The following is a 17795-nucleotide window of genomic DNA, read 5'->3' on the forward strand; positions in this document are numbered from 1 at the left end:
GTGGATACCTGTCCGGGCAGGGTGCCCGGACAGGAAGGCGCGATCAGGATCAGAAAATGGCGTCGTAGCTGCCGGTGCCCTGAGAACCGCTTTCCGATTCAAGTTCAGGGCGGATCGAGCGCTGCTGCCAGGGCGGCAGGTTGTCCTTGCGGAAGATCTCGCTGATGCCGCCGCCGTCCTCGTCATGCAAACGCTTGCCGGTGTCCGGGTCAATGCGCACTGTCACAATGTCGTCGGGCGCACTCGGCGCGGCTTCCGGCGTTCCCTTGAGTACCGCACCCATATAGTCCTTCCAGATCGGCAGAGCGGCCTGCGCACCGTATTCGGCGATGGTCTCGTTGGTGTCCTTGCCGACCCAGACGCTGGTGGCCACGTTGTTGTTGAAGCCCAAGAACCAGGCATCACGCTGATCGTTGGTGGTACCGGTCTTGCCGGCAATATCCCCACGGTTGAGCGACAGCGCACCGCGGCCGGTGCCGCGCTCGATGACATCACGCATCATGCTACGCAGCATATACACCGACTCGGGAGAGGCCACGCGTTCGGCGATCGGATAGGTGCGCCCGTCAATGGTGACGGTGGCATCCATCGGGTCGCATTCGCGACAGGCCGCCGGCGGATTGGTCTCTTCCAGCAGATTGGGACCGTCCTCGCCCTGGGTCACGCTTTTGATGAACCACGGCTTGATGCGGAAACCGCCGTTGGCGATCTCGGCGTAGCCGCGGGCGATCTCCAGCGGCGTCAGCTCGGCCGTGCCCAGCGCCAGCGACAGGCCATGCGGCAGGCGGTCACGTTCAAAGCCCATGTTGACCAGAAAGTCAATGGTGTTATCCAGCCCGACCGATTGCAGGGTACGGATGGTCACCAGGTTCTTAGAACGGTAAAGCCCCACGCGCAATCGGGTCGGGCCGCCGAAACTGCGCTCGTCGTTCTCCGGGCGCCAGGCGTTTTGATTGCCGATGCCGGCCTGCACGATCGGTGCATCGTTGATGATGGTGGCCGGCGTCATGCCACTTTCAAGCGCTGCCAGATAGATGAAGGGCTTGAAGCCGGACCCCGGCTGACGACGCGCCTGCGTGACCCGGTTGAACTTGCTGCTGGCGAAGCTGAAGCCCCCCTGCAGCGCCTGCAGGGCGCCGGTCTGCGGATCCAGCGAGACCAGTGCGCCTTCGGCCTGCGGCATCTGTGCCAGACGCCAGCCGTCACCGCGGGTGCGCTCCATGATACGGACCAGATCGCCGCGGCTGGCAATCTGACCGGCACTGCTCGGGGCGGCTGCCCGGCCGCGTGGGCTCAGGTAGCGTGCGGCCCATTCAAGGCCCGGCCACTCGATGGTGACAACCTCGTCGTTGTCATTGAGCACCCGCATGGTGCGCCCATTGGTATCGATCACGATCGCCGGCTGCAGCGGCCCCAGACGCGGGGTGGCGTCCAGTACGCGCTGCCAGTTACTGACATCACCCTCGATGCCGGGCACGGTGACCTTGCTGCGTGCCGCCGCCTCGCGTGCGGTGCTTTCCACTTCCGGCGACTCGGAGAGTTCTTCTTCAAGGCCTGCCCGGTCGGTACGATCCTGGGCTTCCGACAGGCTGGCCGGGATATCGCTTTCTTCAGCCCCGCGCCAGCCATGGCGGGTGTCGTAGTCCACCAGACCGTTGATCAGCGCATCGCGGGCGGCTTCCTGCATTTTGCTGTCCAGCGTCGTGACGATGCGATAGTTGCCGGTGTAGGCCTCATCACCAAAACGCTCGATGGCGTACTGGCGGGCCATCTCCGCCACCCAGGGGGCCTGCACGTCAGGCTGACTGTGGTGGCGTCGGGTTTCGATCGGGGCCTGAACGGCGGCCTGATAGGTGTTCTGGTCAATCAGGTTAAGCTGATGCATGCGCAGCAGCACCCAGTTGCGTCGAATCAGCGAGCGCTGGGGGTTGCTGATCGGATTCAGGCTGGAGGGCGCCTTGGGCAGCCCGGCAATGGTGGCCAGTTCCGGCAGGCTCAGCTCATCCAGCGGCTTGTCAAAATAGGCCTCGGCGGCGGCACCCACCCCATAGGCGCCCTGGCCCAGATAGATCTTGTTGACGTAGAGCTCAAGGATCTGCTGCTTGGAGAGGATCTGCTCCATCTGCAGCGACAGCAGGATTTCGCGAATCTTGCGGGTAAAGGTCTGATCCAGTGTGAGCAGATAGTTACGGGCCACCTGCATGGTGATGGTACTGCCGCCGGAGCGGATGCGCCCGCTGGTGCCCAGCTCAAGGGCTGCGCGCATCAGGCCGCGCGGGTCCACGCCCGGGTGCTGATAGAAACCGGCATCTTCTGCCGCCAGTAGCGCATTGATGAAGTCCTGCGGAATCTCATCGCCCTTGACCAGCTGGCGCCGCTGGGCACCGAACTCACCGATGAGCTTTTCATCGGCGGTGTACACCCGCAGCGGCATCTCGAGCTGGTAGTCCTGCAGCTGATGAACGTCGGGCAGGCTGGGAGCGAAGTAGAGCGCAGCGCCAGCTACAGAAAGTGCAATGCCGGCCGTTATGGCAAGCAGCAGGAAGAAGAGGTGAAAAACCAGGCGCTTGATGAACGTCATGTAACACGTGTTCCGTCAATGAGGCGGGCTTGGGTCCGCAGGACGTCGTTGATCGTCTGGCGTCGTAGTCGAAGACCGCGCGGGTATGTGGCACTAGCAAGCCGGGCATTATAAGTAGCCAGTGCAGGGGCGACCAGCGTTAATGGGTAGTCGAGCACAGAGTACCTGCTTTTAAAACCATTTAAAGCGCCTGCAAACCCCGTTATTTGCCCCTTCATTACCGCAGTTAACACGTTATAAACAACGTCCGCATAAGGCGGGTCATTGGCTGGAGAGCTGACGTGCTGGGTTTCGGACGTGCGACACAGGGTTTGATCGGCGTGGATATCACCTCCGCCACCGTCAAGCTGCTTGAACTTGAACGCCAGGGCGAACGCTGGCGGGTGGCCTCCTGGGCCGTACGCCCGCTGGTGGATCGCGCCGTGGTGGAGCGCCGCATTCGCGACATGGACCAGGTGGTCATGGCGCTGTCACGTGCCATCGACCATGCCGGACCGCGCACGCGCCGTGCCGTCGTGGCCGTTCCCACCGGCGCCGTGATTACCAAGGTACTGAGCATGCCGGTGTCGTTTGATGACAACGACATCGCCCAGCGCATTGCCATGGAATCGGACAAGCATATTCCGTTTCCGTTCAATGAGGTGACGCTCGACTTCCAGCGTCTGGGCGTCAACGCCCGCTATGACGATCAGCAGGATATCCTGCTGGTGGCCTGCAGGCGTCAGGACATGCAGCTGCTCACCGATGTGCTGGTGCAGGTCGGGCTGGAGCCTGCGGTAGTGGATGTCGAGATGTTCGCCATGGAGCGCGCGACCCGCTATCTGCTCTCCCGCCTGCCCCATCACCCCGACCGCGGCAGCGCACTGATCGACATTGGTGCCAGCATGACGGCCTTTCATATCTTTCATCGCGGACGCATCGTGCATACCCGCGACAATGTCATGGGCGGGCGCCAGCTCACCGACGAGATTCGTCAGCACTACCGGCTGACCTTTGACGAGGCCGGGCGTGCCAAGAAAAGCGGCGATCTGCCGGATTACCAGCGCCGCATTCTGCATCCCTTCCGGGAGTCACTGGTACAGCAGATCATGCGCTCGCTGAAGCTTTACTACACCACGGCCGGGGCCTGCCAGATCGAACGACTGATCCTGGCCGGCGGCTCAAGCGTCATCGAGGGGCTGGCCGAACGCCTGGCCGAGGAAAGCCGCCTTGAGGTGGTACCGGCCAACCCGTTTGCCACCATGCGTGTGGGCAGCGGGATCGATAATGCCCGACTGACCCTGGACGCGCCGGCCATGATGACCGCCTGCGGGCTGGCCATGAGGTCGCTGTCATGAGCAACGTGATCGCAACGCCTGGCGATGTTCGTATCGATATCAACCTGCTGCCCTGGCGCGAGCAGGCCCGCGAGCGCCGTACCCGCCGGTTTCATCTCTGGCTTTTGTTCAGCGCGCTCCTCGGGCTGGGTATCGGTTTCCTGTGTCAGCAGTATCAACAGTATCAGCTGGGTCATATCAACACCGATATTGCCTATATACAGCAGCGCACGGATGCCCTTGAACACGATATTACCCAGGGGCGCACGCTGGATGAAAAGCGCCATCAGATGCAGGAGCGCATTGAGCTGATTCGTCAGCTGCAGTTCTCCCGCTCCCAGACGGTGGCACTCTTTCAGGCGCTGACCGATACCCTGGGCGAGGGCGTGACCTACGACCGGGTCATGCGTCATGACGGTCAGCTTGATATCAGCGGGCTGGCGACCACCAACCGTCAGGTCTCCGATCAGATGCGTGCGCTCTCCAGCGCGCCGGTACTGGGAGAGCCCCTGCTGCTGGATGTGCGTGCCGAAAGCGAGCGTTCAAACCAGCGTCGCTTCAATCTGCAGGTGCCGGAGCATCCCCTGCATGAGAGGCAGGTTGCATCGCCGGCATCCCCGGAGAAGCAGCCATGACCCGCATTGACTGGCGTCTTGAATGGCAGCGCCTGCGCCAGATTCGACTGAGCGAACTGACCTTCGAGGAGGGCGGCAGCTGGCCCTGGCTTTTGCGGGTGCTGGTCTGTGGCGTGGTCGTACTGATCGTGGCATGGGCAGCACAGTGGTATCTGGCCTCGCCGGTGGCGCAGGAAGTGACCGAGGCACAGGCGCAGGTAGAGACGCTCAAGTCGCAGTACGCCACGCGCGCCTTTCAGGCGGCCAACCTGCCGCTGCTGGAAAGGCGCATGCAGGAACTGGATGCACGCATGGGCGCGCTGTTAAGCATGCTGCCCACCGATAGCGAGGTGCCGGCGCTGCTTGATGACATCAGCGACGCCGGCCGTCAGCAGCAGCTGGAAATCGACTTCATCCGGCTGGCATCGCCGCAAGCGCATCCTTTCTATATTACCCAGCCGCTCAATATTCAGGTGCGCGGCGATTACCACCAGCTGGCCACCTTTGTGTCGCGGGTGGCGGAGCTGCCGCGCATCGTGACCCTGCATGATTTCACCCTGGCACCGGCAAGCGGTGACGCCGGCGAGATGCTGGTGCTGTCGCTGCAGGCCGAGACCTATCGCTATGAGTCCGAAGCTGGTTCGGCCGGAGCGGTGACGCCATGAGAGCCACGCCGTTGATCATGCTGGCACTGTGTCTGGGGCTCTGGGGATGCGGGCAGGACACTACAGCGCAGCTTGATGCCGAACTGGAAACGCTGCGCCATCGCCCGGTCGGCCATCTGGATGCGCTGCCCGAGCAGCCGGCGTATCAGCCCCTGCGCTATGACGCGCACGAGCGTCGCAGCCCCTTTGCGCCTGCTCCGGGCATGGTCGCTGCCGCGCCGGCACCCTTGAAGGCGCAGGCTAGTGCCATGCCGGACCCTGATCGCGCGCGTGAGCCGCTGGAAGGCTACGCGCTCAATGTGCTGCGCCTGGTTGGCACCCTGAGCGTGGACGGCCGCACGATCGCGCTGATTCGCACGCCAGAAGGTCGGGTCGTGCGTCTGCAGCGCCAGCAGCATATTGGTGAGAACAATGGACGGGTCACGCGCATTGGCAGTGACCACATCGAGATTACGGAGCTGGCGCCGAATGGCAGCGGCGGTTTCAGCGAGGTCAGCCGCACGCTGACGCTGGGAGCAACTTCATGACACACAAGGGTCATCATCTCTATCGCACACGGCTGTTGTCCGGGCTGCGAATCTTCACGACAACCATGCGTCAGGCCCCGGCCCGGCGCCATGTCATGGCGCTGCTGTCAGGGCTTTTGCTGCTGCTGACCACCTCACTGGCCAGCGCGGCATCATTGACCAGTATTTCGCTGCATTCGGCAGGTCAGGGGCGTGATCTCGTTCGGTTGACCTTTGATGGCGCCATCAATGTGCCGCAGTCCACGATGCTTGGTGCGCCGCAGCGGCTGGTGCTGGATTTCGACGCCACCGGCAGTCGTCTGTCGGGCACACGTGTACCGCTGGCCGGTGAGAGCGTCAATGAGGCCGAGGCACGTGTTTCGGGAGATCACCTGCGCGTCATTTTCGCCATGGCGCGTCCGGTGGGCTGGCAGCTGTCTGCCAGAGGAAATGTGCTGGAAGTCATGCTGGGCGAGGGCGCACAGGGCACTGGTGGTACGGTCGCCGGCCAGGGGGGCGATCTTTTACAGCGTGTTGCTGCCGTGCAGGCCGGCGGCGCGGTCAGTCGCGCCTATGGCGACAGCGACACCTCTGCGGTCAGCGATGCTCGCGCTCGAATCGAGAATATCGACTATCGCGCGGCCGGGCAGGGCGCCGGTGAATTGATCGTGACGCTGGACCGCCAGGGGATTTCGCCTCGGCTGGACGTGCAGGGCAGCCAGGCGCAGGTGCGCCTGAGCGGTGTGCGGCTGACACCGCAGTGGCAGCGCATCGTGGATGTCAGCGACTTTGCCACGCCCGTGTCGCGCATTACACCCTCACAGTCCGGCGAGGATGTGGTGCTGACGCTGGCCATGGCGCCGGGCGCGGTGGCGATGGCCACTCAGCGGGGCCGTGAGGCAGTCATTCGGGTGTCGCCGGCAGACTCCGCTGCGGCCGGTCGTCAGCAGGCGCAGTTTCCCTTTGACGGCAAGCGCATCTCGCTGAATTTCGAGGACATTGACGTGCGTACGGTGCTGTCGATTCTGGCCGATGAGGTCGGACTCAATCTGGTCGTCAGCGACACTGTCAGCGGTAACGTGACGATCAACCTGCGCCAGGTGCCCTGGGATCAGGCGCTGGATCTGATCCTGCAGACCCGTGGCCTTGCCAGTCGCCGCAGCGGCGATGTGCTGCTGGTGGCACCGGGGGAAGAGTTGGCCGGGATGGCGCAGCGCGTCGCGCAGGCCGATCAGAGTCTTTCCGCGAATGAGTCGCTGACGACCGACTATCTGCAGATGCGCTATGCCAAGGCGGTCAACATGGCAGCGCTTCTGCGCGGTGACCAGGGGCTGGGGCTTTTGTCCGAACGCGGTCATGTGTCGGTGGATGAGCGCACCAATACGCTGCTGGTGCAGGATACTCGCGAGCGCATCGAGGAGATTCGTCGCACCATTGATCATCTGGATGTACCGGTGCGTCAGGTGCAGATCGAGGCGCGCATCGTGATCGCACGTGATCGCGTGGTCAATCAGCTGGGCGTGCGCTGGGGGCTGTCGCGTCCGGGCACGCCGTCCAGCGGGATCAATCTGCGCGGTGCGTCCAGCGGCATTGCCGCCAATGGCGGGCTGAGCGTGGATCTGGGCAACGCCGTGGCACCGACCACCGGCTTCAGCTTCGGCTATCTCTCCGGCGATGTCCTGCTGGATCTGGAGCTCAACGCACTGGAGTCCGAGGGCAAGAGCCAGACCATCTCCCAGCCCAAGGTGATCACCGCCAACCAGCATCCGGCCCTGATCAAGCAGGGGCAGGAGATTCCCTATCAGCAGGGCGGTGACAACACCCTGACCGGCACGACCGTACAGTTCAAGGAGGCCGTGCTGTCGCTGGAAGTGACGCCGCAGATCACACCGGACAATCGCATCATCATGGATCTGATCGTCAACAATGACGATGTCTCCACCAATCAGTACAACGGTGTGCCGGCCATTGATACCAATCAAATTCAGACCCAGGTGCTGGTCAACGATGGTGAAACGGTCGTACTTGGCGGTATCCTCTCTACAGAGCAGGTCAACAATCTGTACAAGACCCCCTTGCTGGGTGACCTGCCGGGCCTTGGCCGACTGTTTCGCTATACCGAACAGTCCAATGAAAAGGTAGAATTACTGGTATTCATTACGCCAAGGATCCTTGAGGACACCCTGACGGTGCGCTAATGCAGGCCTTACCCAATCTGTTTCTGGTCGGTCCCATGGGGACCGGTAAAAGCACCATCGGCCGTGCGCTTGCGGCCGAGCTGCATCGTGACTTTTTTGATAGCGACCACGTTATCGAGCAGCGCTGTGGATGCAATATTCCCTGGATCTTCGACGTGGAAGGCGAAGCAGGGTTTCGCATTCGCGAGGCGCAGGTCATTGATGAGATCACCCGCCGACAGGGCATCGTGCTGGCGACCGGCGGCGGGGCCGTCATGCATCCGACCAACCGGCGCCTGCTGCGCGAGCGAGGCGTGGTGGTCTATCTCTCGACTACCATCGAGCAGCAGCTAAGACGCACTGCGCGTGATCGCAACCGACCGCTGTTGCAGTGCGCCGATCCGGAAAAGCGTCTGCGCGAGCTGCTGGAGCTGCGCGATCCTCTCTATCGCGATACCGCGACGCTGATTGTCAGTACCGACCGGCGCAGCCCGCGCTCGGTCGTGGCCGAGATTCGCCGGCGCGCCCGGCGCTATGCCTGTCACTCATCAAGCGGCTGCTCATCCGAGCTGTCGGGCTATTCGTTTTGAGTTCACCTCCCTGGCGGGATTCGCCGGGGCAGGCCGCTTTCTTTCAAACGCCTTCTTTCCCATGAATCAACGGATGCCAGAGATGCAGACTCTCACGGTGGAATTGCCGGATCGTCACTATCCCATTCACGTCGGCCCCGGCCTTCTCGATGATGTGTCGCTTCTGACCCCGCATCTGGCCGGGCGTCAGGTCATGATCGTGACCAACGAGACCGTTGCGCCGCTGTATCTGAAGCGTTTGAAGGCGACACTGGCCGACTACGATGTGCATGAGGTCATCCTGCCCGACGGTGAGGCGACCAAGAATCTTGAGCATGTCGAGCGCATCTGGGACGGTCTGCTGGCGGCCGGCTTCAACCGCCGCGCCACTCTTATCGCACTGGGCGGCGGCGTCACCGGTGACATGACCGGTTTCGCGGCCGCCTGCTATCAGCGTGGCATCGCCTTTATCCAGGTACCCACCACGCTGCTGGCACAGGTGGACTCCTCGGTGGGCGGCAAGACCGGCGTCAATCATCCGCGTGGCAAGAACATGATCGGTGCCTTTCATCAGCCGCGCGCGGTCATCGTGGATACCGATACCCTCAACACGCTGCCGGCGCGTGAGCTCACGGCAGGGCTTGCCGAGGTAATCAAGTACGGTCTGATCCGGGATGTTGATTTCATGGCGTGGCTTGAGGACAACATGGCCGGCCTGCGCGCGCTGGACGCCGCGCTTCTGACCGAGGCGATTTTGAAAAGCTGCGCCATCAAGGCCGAGATCGTGGTGGAAGACGAGACCGAGCAGGGCGTGCGGGCACATCTCAATCTGGGGCACACCTTTGGCCATGCCATCGAGACCGCCATGGGCTACGGCCGCTGGCTGCACGGCGAAGCGGTCGGTGCCGGCATGATGATGGCCACGGCCCTGTCGCATCGACTTGGCTGGCTGGAAGCTGCCACGGTGACGCGCGTGGAGGCGCTGCTGACGGCTGCCGGTTTGCCGCGCCATGCGCCGACGCAGGTCAGTGCCGAGCGTTTTCTGGAATTGATGCATCTGGACAAGAAGGTCATGGATAAGCGCCTGCGGCTGGTATTGCTCAAGGCGCTGGGCGAGGCCTGTATCACCGATGAGGTGGATGAGGCACAGGTCCGCGAACTCCTGGAGAACTGGGAAAGGCAGTAGCTTTATGCATTCGTACTGATATGGCATTGCCTTCTTATTGATCAAAATGCCGGTGCGCAGATGCACCGGCATTTTTTTGGCTCAACTTTAGTAGTATTGCTACATCTGCCAATGCTTTCATTTCTGAAAGCTTTGGCGGAAAAATGGCACTGTAAATAATAATGATTATTAACAAGTCATCAGTGCCTGAGACCAAGGTCTTATTGTGTCGCCTCGCCTGTCTCTAAAAATCCTTTTCTTTCAATTATGTAAGTTTTGCCTTGCCGGTATCCGCCGCTCTAACCTCGCCTGATTGTTCTCCAGCCGGCCTGTGTGCCGGCAGCTTCCCATCATGACAACAAACGCTGGAGAGGAAAGGTGCTGACCCTCATAGGCCTTGCCATCATCATCACGATCGTGACCCTTTTGCTGTTTGAAAAGGTCATCCCGGTTATCGCACTCAGTGCCATTCCCTTTGTCGGTGCGCTGCTGGCAGGGTTTGGCATCGGCGAGATATCGGAGTTCTTCCAACAGGGTGTGAACAAGGTGGCCAGTGTTGCCTTCATGTTCATGTTCGCCATCCTCTTCTTTTCAGTCATGAAGGAACGCGGGCTTTTTGATCCGTTGATTACCGGCATGGTGAAGCTGACACGCGGCAACGTGATAGCCGTGGCGGTCATGACCGCGCTGGTGGCTGCCTGCGTACAGCTTGATGGGGCAGGTGCTGCCACCTTTCTGATCGTGCTGCCGGCGCTGATCCCACTGTATCGTCGGCTGGGAATGAGCCCCTATCTGATGCTGACCCTGATGGCGACCAGCATGGGTATCATGAACATGGTGCCCTGGGGTGGCCCGATCGGGCGCGCCGCCGCCGTGACCGATATCTCGCCCGATGCGCTCTGGCATGGCCTGATACCGGTACAGCTGATCGGTGTAGTCATGGCCGTGATCGGGGCAGCGCTGCTGGGTCTTCGTGAAAAACGTCGTATCGAAGCGGCCGGCGGGACCGAGGGCGCAGTCGCCCTGAACTATCCGCCGGGCAGCAACGCGGATCGCGCCTCCAGCGGTGTGGTGGTCACTGACGATGCACCCGGCGAGGGCGGGGAGGAAGCTGCTACACCGCGTGAGGGCATGCCGCGCTTTTACTGGATCAATGCTGCACTGACGCTGGTGACGGTCGTATCGCTGGCGATGGGCCTGATGGCCCCGGCGTATATCTTCATGCTGTCACTGTCGGTAGCGCTGCTGCTCAACTATCCGGATCTCTCCCAGCAGTCACACATCATTTCGCGCTACGCCCCGCAGGCCTTCAGCATGGGCGCGATCATCGCGGCTGCCGGTGCCTTCCTGGGGATCCTCAACGGTACCGGCATGCTGGAATCCATTGCGCTGGATGTGACGCATGTGCTGCCCGGCCAGGCGGTGGGCATGCTGCATATCATTGTCGGCGCGATCGGGGTGCCGCTGGAGCTTTTGACCAGTACCGATGCCTACTACTTTGCGTTGCTGCCGGTCATTCAGCAGATTACCGCCAGTGCCGGGGTGGATCCGATTTCGGTGGCGCACGCCATGTCGATTGGCAGCATTGTGGGCACCTTTATCAGTCCGTTCTCACCGGCCCTGTGGCTGGCGCTGGGACTGGCCGGTCTCGAGATAGGCCGCTATATCCGCTACGCCTTCCTCTATCTATGGGGTTTCAGCCTCATCATGATGGTGGTGGGCTATCTGTTTGGTCTGTACTGAGACCACGTATCCAGCATTATCTCCCCCCATGTGGTATCTGCCATGGCCCGGAAGCTGCTTCCGGGCCCTTGTCGATGGATACGGTCATGCCTGAAAAGGACGTATAGCCAAAAAAGGCATGGGTTATGCACAAACGGCATGGGTCGTGGCGCACTTTTATAGGGCGATAAAACCTTTCCGGCGCCATTGGGGTGCATGTCTAACGTCTTGAGAAGATTGTCTTTTTTGGCAGGAAAGTGCTGTAACTCTTCGAAATTGAGTCGTTTTTTCCAAAATCACGAGGGCGGCAGGGGGTTTGCCTCAAGAGCCGTCTATCGTATGCTCGATTCAGCTCTTTTCCCACCTCGGGCGCTCAAGAGGCGCTGTCTGAAATAAAAATAACCGGGCAGAGTATCCTTCTTTTAGACCCATTACAACCGTGTCAATTTCTTGATGCTTCGCTTTCTAGCGTTTACGGAGAGGCATGTTCATGACAAGAGGTCTTCATCGGCCCGACGAGTTCCGTGACAACTGTGGCTTCGGCCTGATCGCCCATATGGAAGGGCAGTCAAGCCATGACCTGCTGGCCACGGCCATCGAATCCCTGACCTGCATGACGCATCGTGGCGGCATCAACGCCGATGGAAGAACCGGTGATGGCTGCGGCCTGCTGCTGGGCATGCCGACAGGCTTCATGCGCGATATCGCTCGCGAGTCACTGCAGGCAGAGCTGGGTGACAACTTCGCCGTGGGCGTGGTGTTCTTCCCCGACGACGATGACCGTGAAATGAAGGCGCGGGGCGTTGTCGAGGAAGAACTCGCCGCCCGTGGGCTGGCCTTTCATGGCTGGCGCGATGTGCCGGTCGATCCGAGCGTGTGCGGACCGCTGGCACAGTCCTGCCTGCCGCGCATTCGCCAGATGTTCGTGTCCCCCGCGCCCGAGCGCGAGGGTGATCTCGACTTCAACGTCGATCTTTACATGGCGCGCCGGTTTGCCGAGCAAAGGCTCAAGGGCGAGGAGGACTTCTATGTCTGTTCGCTCTCCTCAAAGGTCGTCTCCTACAAGGGTCTGATGATGCCGGCGGATCTGCCGACCTTCTATCACGACCTGGGTGACAAGCGCATGGAGACCTCGATCTGCGTCTTCCACCAGCGCTTTTCGACCAATACCGCGCCGCGCTGGCCGCTCGCCCAGCCGTTTCGCTTTCTGGCCCATAACGGCGAAATCAACACCATCGAGGCCAACCGCAGCTGGGCCAACTCGCGCAAGGAAAGCTTTACCACCGAGCGCCTAAAGGACATTGCCGGACTTGATGAGGTGGTCAATACCACCGGTTCCGACTCCTCGAGCATGGACAACATGCTGGAGCTTCTGCTGACCGGCGGTATGGAGCTTTACCGCGCCGTGCGCCTGATGGTGCCGCCGGCATGGCAGAACGTCGAGACCATGGACAGCGAGCTGCGCGCGTTCTACGAATACAACTCCATGCACATGGAAGCCTGGGACGGCCCGGCCGGCATCGTGCTGACCGACGGTCGCCACGCCGTGTGCATGCTGGACCGTAACGGCCTGCGCCCGGCGCGCTGGGTGATCACCGACAACGGCTATATCACGCTCGCCTCGGAAATCGGCGTATGGAACTACCCTTCAGGCTCGGTCGTGGCCAAGGGGCGCGTCGGACCGGGGCAGATCCTGTCGGTGGATACCCATACCGGTGAAGTGCTGCATACCCGCGATGTGGATGACCGCCTCAAGCGTGCCTATCCCTACAAGCGCTGGCTCAAGGAAAACGCTCATTACCTGGAATCAGCGCTGACCGAACTGGCGCAGTTTCAGGCCGTGGACGGTCAGCAGCTGCTGGCGATGGAGAAGATGTTCCTGGTGACCAACGAGGAGCGTGACCAGGTACTGCGCCCGCTGGCCGAAACAGGCCAGGAAGCCGTGGGTTCGATGGGGGATGACACGCCCATGGCGGTGCTGTCGCGCCAGCCGCGACTATTGACCGACTTTTTCCGTCAGAAGTTTGCTCAGGTCACCAACCCGCCGATCGATCCGCTGCGTGAAGCGATCGTCATGTCGCTGGAGACCTGTCTGGGTGCCGAGCGCAGCGTGTTTGAAGCCACGCCCGATCACGCCCATCGCCTGATTCTGACCACGCCGGTGCTGTCTCCGCGCAAGTTCACGGCGCTGACCGAACACGAAGATCCGACCTTTGCCAGCTGTCGCCTGCCGATGATGTATGACGGCGAGGCGATGAGCCTGAAAGAGGCCATCGTGCATCTGCGCCAGCAGGCCGAAGAGAAGGCGCGTGCCGGCTGCGTGGTACTGGTGCTTTCCGATAACGGTCTGGAAAAGGGTCAGCTGCCGATTCATCCGGCCCTTGCCGTGGGCGCGGTACACCAGCATCTGGGCCGGCTGGCACTGCGCCCACGCGTCAACCTGGTGGTCGAGACCGGCTATGCCCGTGATGCCCACCAGATGGCGGTGCTTTTTGGCGTGGGTGCCACGGCGGTCTATCCATGGCTGGCCTACCAGACCATGGCGGACATGTACCGTAGTGGCGAGCTGACCGGCAATCCGGCGGATGGCCGCGAGAACTATCGCCGCGGCCTGCAAAAGGGGCTTTTCAAGATCCTCTCCAAGATGGGGATCTCGCACATTGCCTCCTACCGCGGTTCGCAGCAGTTCGAGGCCGTGGGTCTGTCCTCCGAGATCATGGAGCTGTGCTTCCATGGCATGGCCTCGCGCATCGAGGGCACCGGCTTTGCCGAGCTGCAGCTGCAGCAGGAGCTGCTGGCCCGGGATGCGTGGCTACCGCGCAAGCCGATCCGCCAGGGCGGCATCTACCGCTACGTGCATGGCCACGAGTATCACGCCTACAACCCGGACGTGGTTAAAAAGCTTCAGGAGGCCGTGCAGGAAGGCAGCTTCGAGAAGTGGAAGGTGTTTGCTCAGCTGGTCAACGAGCGCCCGGTCGCCACCATTCGCGACATGCTCAGACTCAAGCCTGGCGCTGCGCCGATTGATCTGAGCGAGGTCGAACCGGTGGAAAGCCTGCTGCCGCGCTTTGACAGCGCCGGCATGTCACTGGGCGCACTGTCACCCGAGGCACACGAATCGCTCGCCCAGGCCATGAACGAGGCCGGTGGGCGCTCCAACTCCGGTGAGGGCGGTGAAGACCCGGCGCGCTACGGCACGATTCGCTCGTCCAAGATCAAGCAGATCGCCTCCGGGCGCTTTGGCGTGACGCCGGCCTATCTGGTCAACGCCGAGGTCATGCAGATCAAGGTCGCCCAGGGCGCCAAGCCCGGTGAGGGCGGTCAGCTGCCCGGCGGCAAGGTCAACGCGCTGATTGCCAGACTGCGCTACGCCGTGCCCGGCGTGACGCTGATCTCGCCGCCGCCGCACCATGACATCTACTCCATCGAGGATCTGGCCCAGCTGATCTTTGATTTGAAGCAGGTCAATCCGGAGGGACAGGTCTCGGTCAAGCTGGTCTCCGAGCCCGGCATCGGCACCATTGCCACCGGTGTGGCCAAGGCCTACGCCGATCTGATCACGGTGTCAGGCTATGACGGTGGTACCGCGGCAAGCCCGCTGACCTCGATCAAGCATGCCGGTTCCCCGTGGGAGCTGGGCCTGCCCGAGGTACACCAGGCGCTGCGCATCAACGGCATGCGCGGGCGGATTCGCCTGCAGACTGATGGCGGCCTGAAAACCGGACTGGATGTGATCAAGGCCGCGATTCTCGGCGCCGAAAGCTTCGGCTTTGGCACCGCGCCAATGGTGGCGCTCGGGTGCAAGTACCTGCGCATCTGTCATTTGAACAACTGCGCGACCGGTGTCGCCACCCAGCATCAGGGCCTGCGTGATGAGCATTTCCGCGGCACGGTGGATATGGTCAAGAACTACTTCCGCTTCATTGCCGAGGAAGTACGCGAGCTGATGGCCATGCTGGGCGTGCGCCGGCTCACTGATCTGATCGGGCGGGTGGATCTGCTTGAGAAGATCGAGGGTGAGACTCGCTCGCAGCGTGCGCTCGAGTTTGAATCGCTTTTGCATAACGACTTCGTGCCCGATGACGCGCCGCAGTTCTGTCAGGTGGAGCGCAACGTGCCCCACGACGGCGGCGAGAAGAATCTCGAGATCATGGCTCTGACGCGCGAGGCGCTCGAGGAGCAAAGTGGTGGCGAGTTCCATCTCACCACCACCAATTGCGACCGCTCGATCGGCGCCACGCTTTCGGGAGCGATTGCCAAGCGCTATGGCGAGGCCGGTCTTGAAGATGCGCCCATCACACTGCGTCTGAAGGGTATTGCCGGGCAGAGCTTCGGGGTGTGGAACGCCCGCGGGCTCAACATGTATCTCGAAGGCGATGCCAACGACTACGTCGGCAAGGGCATGAACGGCGGAAAGCTGGTGATCACGCCGCCGCAGGGCAGCCGTTTCAAGAGTCACCATACGGCGATCATCGGCAATACCTGCCTGTATGGCGCCACCGGCGGCACGCTGTATGCTTCGGGCACGGCCGGCGAGCGCTTTGCGGTGCGCAATTCCGGTGCCTTTGCGGTCATTGAAGGTGCAGGTGATCACTGCTGTGAGTACATGACCGGCGGGGTGGTCACGGTGCTGGGCAAGACCGGGCTCAACTTCGGGGCCGGCATGACCGGCGGCTTTGCCTTCGTGCTCGATCTGGATCGTGAGTTCGTGGACAGCTACAACCACGAGCTGGTCGAGATTCAGCGCGTCAATACCGAGTACATGGAAGCCTATCGGCGCTACCTGCGTGAAACACTTCAGGAATATGTCACCGAAACCGGGTCTGCCTGGGGCCAGGAAATTCTTGAGGATTTCGCCGAATTTGTCCGCTATTTCTGGCTGGTGAAGCCCAAGGCGGCAAGCCTTGGAAGCCTTCTGGCTGAATCCCGCCGCCGGCCCGAGTGAGGAGTGAATGCACATGGCAGAACAGCTCTCCAACGATTTTCAGTTTATCGATGTGGGCCGTCAGGATCCGCAGAAAAAGGAAGCGCACCTGCGCGTGCAGGAATTTGGCGAAATCTATGAAGAGTTTCGTCCGCGCGAGGCCGCCAGTCAGGCACATCGCTGCCTGCACTGTGGCAATCCGTACTGTGAGTGGAAGTGCCCGGTCCACAACTATATTCCCAACTGGCTGAAGCTGGTCACCGAGGGGAATATTCTGGAAGCCGCCGAGCTTTCCCATCGCACCAATTCGCTGCCGGAAGTGTGCGGTCGCGTCTGCCCGCAGGATCGCCTGTGCGAAGGCGACTGCACGCTCAACGACGGCTTTGGCGCGGTGACCATCGGTTCGATCGAGAAATACATCACCGATACCGCCTTTGCGATGGGCTGGCGCCCGGACATGACCGGCGTGGAGTGGACCGACAAGCGCGTGGCGGTCATCGGCGCGGGCCCTGCGGGTCTGGGCTGCGCCGATGTACTGGTACGCAACGGGGTCAAGCCCGTGGTCTATGACCGCTACCCGGAAATCGGCGGGCTTTTGACCTTCGGGATTCCCGAATTCAAGCTTGAAAAGCACGTCATGCAGCGCCGTCGCAAGGTGTTCGAGGAGATGGGCGTTGAGTTCCGCCTGGGCGTCAACATCGGCACTGATATCGAGATTACCGAGCTTTTGGCCGAGTACGATGCCGTGTTCATGGGCATGGGTACCTACAAGTACATGGAAGGCGGTTTTCCCGGCGAGCAGCTCGATGGCGTCTACAAGGCGCTGGACTATCTGATCGGCAACGTGAACCACAACCTGGGCTTTTCGGATTCGGCCAGAGACTTCGTCTCGCTCAAGGGCAAGCGGGTGGTGGTGCTCGGCGGTGGCGATACGGCGATGGACTGCAACCGTACCGCCCTGCGTCAGGGCGCCGATGAGGTGACCTGCGTCTACCGTCGCGATGAGGCCAACATGCCCGGCTCGCGTCGCGAGGTGAAAAACGCCCGCGAGGAAGGCGTCGAGTTTCTCTTCAACCGTCAGCCCATTGCGGTGGTCGGCGAAGACGGGAAGGTCGAAGGCATCAAGGTCGTGCGTACCCGCATGGGCGATCCGGACGAGAACGGCCGTCAGCGTGCCGAGGTGGTGCCGGACTCCGAAGAGATCATCGAGTGCGAAGCGGTGGTAGTGGCCTTTGGTTTCCAGCCCCACGAAGTGGACTGGTACAGCGATCACCGCGTCGAGATTGATGATCGTGGTCGCGTGCTGGCCCCCGAGAAGGGCGATATGGAGATGAAGCGCTTTGCCTACCAGACCGGCAATGAAAAGATCTTTGCCGGCGGCGACATGGTGCGCGGCTCGGATCTGGTGGTGACTGCCGTGTTCGAAGGCCGCCAGGCCGCCGAAGGCATTCTGGACTACCTGCAGGTCTGATCACGACCGGGCAGGGCACAAGGGCGCCGGCAGCCATGCCGGCGCCCTTTTTGGGCTTGAATCCAGGCACATTGACGCCCATGTC

11 protein-coding genes are annotated in these 17795 nt (G+C 61.8%); 10 read left to right on the plus strand and 1 reads right to left on the minus strand.

The features are described 5' to 3' along the window. Window positions 1–49: 49 nt before the first annotated feature. Window positions 50–2581: a penicillin-binding protein 1A gene (locus tag IE123_RS11610; RefSeq protein WP_189518375.1), complete on the minus strand. Its 2532-nt coding sequence runs from the start codon at window positions 2579–2581 to the stop codon at window positions 50–52. 281 nt (window positions 2582–2862) lie between these two features. On the opposite strand from IE123_RS11610, the gene pilM reads away from it, so the two are divergent. The 10 genes from pilM to IE123_RS11660 all read left to right on the plus strand — a co-directional run bounded on the left by pilM (window position 2863) and on the right by IE123_RS11660 (window position 17710). Continuing rightward, window positions 2863–3918 (plus strand): type IV pilus assembly protein PilM, encoded by a 1056-nt coding sequence (gene pilM, locus IE123_RS11615; protein ID WP_189518377.1) that lies wholly within the window; start codon window positions 2863–2865, stop codon window positions 3916–3918. After that, entirely contained in the window at window positions 3915–4532 is a 618-nt protein-coding gene (locus tag IE123_RS11620; protein ID WP_189518379.1) for a PilN domain-containing protein, read from the plus strand. The genes pilM and IE123_RS11620 overlap by 4 nt, the downstream gene beginning before the upstream one ends. Next, window positions 4529–5176, plus strand: a complete 648-nt coding sequence (locus tag IE123_RS11625) for a type IV pilus inner membrane component PilO (protein WP_229819724.1) — start codon at window positions 4529–4531, stop codon at window positions 5174–5176. Before IE123_RS11620 ends, IE123_RS11625 begins: the two co-directional genes overlap by 4 nt. Further along, the gene (locus IE123_RS11630) at window positions 5173–5703 is read left to right on the plus strand and encodes a pilus assembly protein PilP (RefSeq protein ID WP_189518381.1); all 531 of its coding nucleotides are present in this window, start codon (window positions 5173–5175) and stop codon (window positions 5701–5703) included. Before IE123_RS11625 ends, IE123_RS11630 begins: the two co-directional genes overlap by 4 nt. Then, a complete protein-coding gene (locus tag IE123_RS11635; RefSeq protein ID WP_229819725.1) occupies window positions 5700–7880 on the plus strand; it encodes a type IV pilus secretin PilQ in 2181 nt (726 codons plus the stop codon). The genes IE123_RS11630 and IE123_RS11635 overlap by 4 nt, the downstream gene beginning before the upstream one ends. Next, window positions 7880–8449, plus strand: coding sequence for a shikimate kinase AroK (gene aroK, locus IE123_RS11640; RefSeq protein ID WP_189518383.1), 570 nt, complete (start codon window positions 7880–7882; stop codon window positions 8447–8449). The genes IE123_RS11635 and aroK overlap by 1 nt, the downstream gene beginning before the upstream one ends. An 82-nt stretch (window positions 8450–8531) precedes the next feature. Then, complete coding sequence (aroB, locus tag IE123_RS11645; RefSeq protein WP_189518385.1) at window positions 8532–9614, plus strand: 3-dehydroquinate synthase; 1083 nt, start codon at window positions 8532–8534, stop codon at window positions 9612–9614. A gap of 357 nt (window positions 9615–9971) precedes the next feature. Continuing rightward, window positions 9972–11336 carry a CitMHS family transporter gene (locus IE123_RS11650; RefSeq protein WP_189518387.1) on the plus strand — a complete coding sequence of 455 codons (1365 nt, stop codon included), beginning with the start codon at window positions 9972–9974 and terminating at the stop codon, window positions 11334–11336. Between the two features lie 469 nt (window positions 11337–11805). After that, complete coding sequence (gene gltB / locus IE123_RS11655; RefSeq protein WP_189518389.1) at window positions 11806–16260, plus strand: glutamate synthase large subunit; 4455 nt, start codon at window positions 11806–11808, stop codon at window positions 16258–16260. 13 nt (window positions 16261–16273) lie between these two features. After that, on the plus strand, window positions 16274–17710 hold the full coding sequence (locus IE123_RS11660) for a glutamate synthase small subunit GltD family protein (protein WP_189518390.1): 1437 nt from the start codon (window positions 16274–16276) through the stop codon (window positions 17708–17710). Window positions 17711–17795 lie beyond the last annotated feature (85 nt).

It is taken from the genome of Kushneria pakistanensis (assembly GCF_014652795.1).
Classification (GTDB): Bacteria; Pseudomonadota; Gammaproteobacteria; order Pseudomonadales; family Halomonadaceae; genus Kushneria; species Kushneria pakistanensis.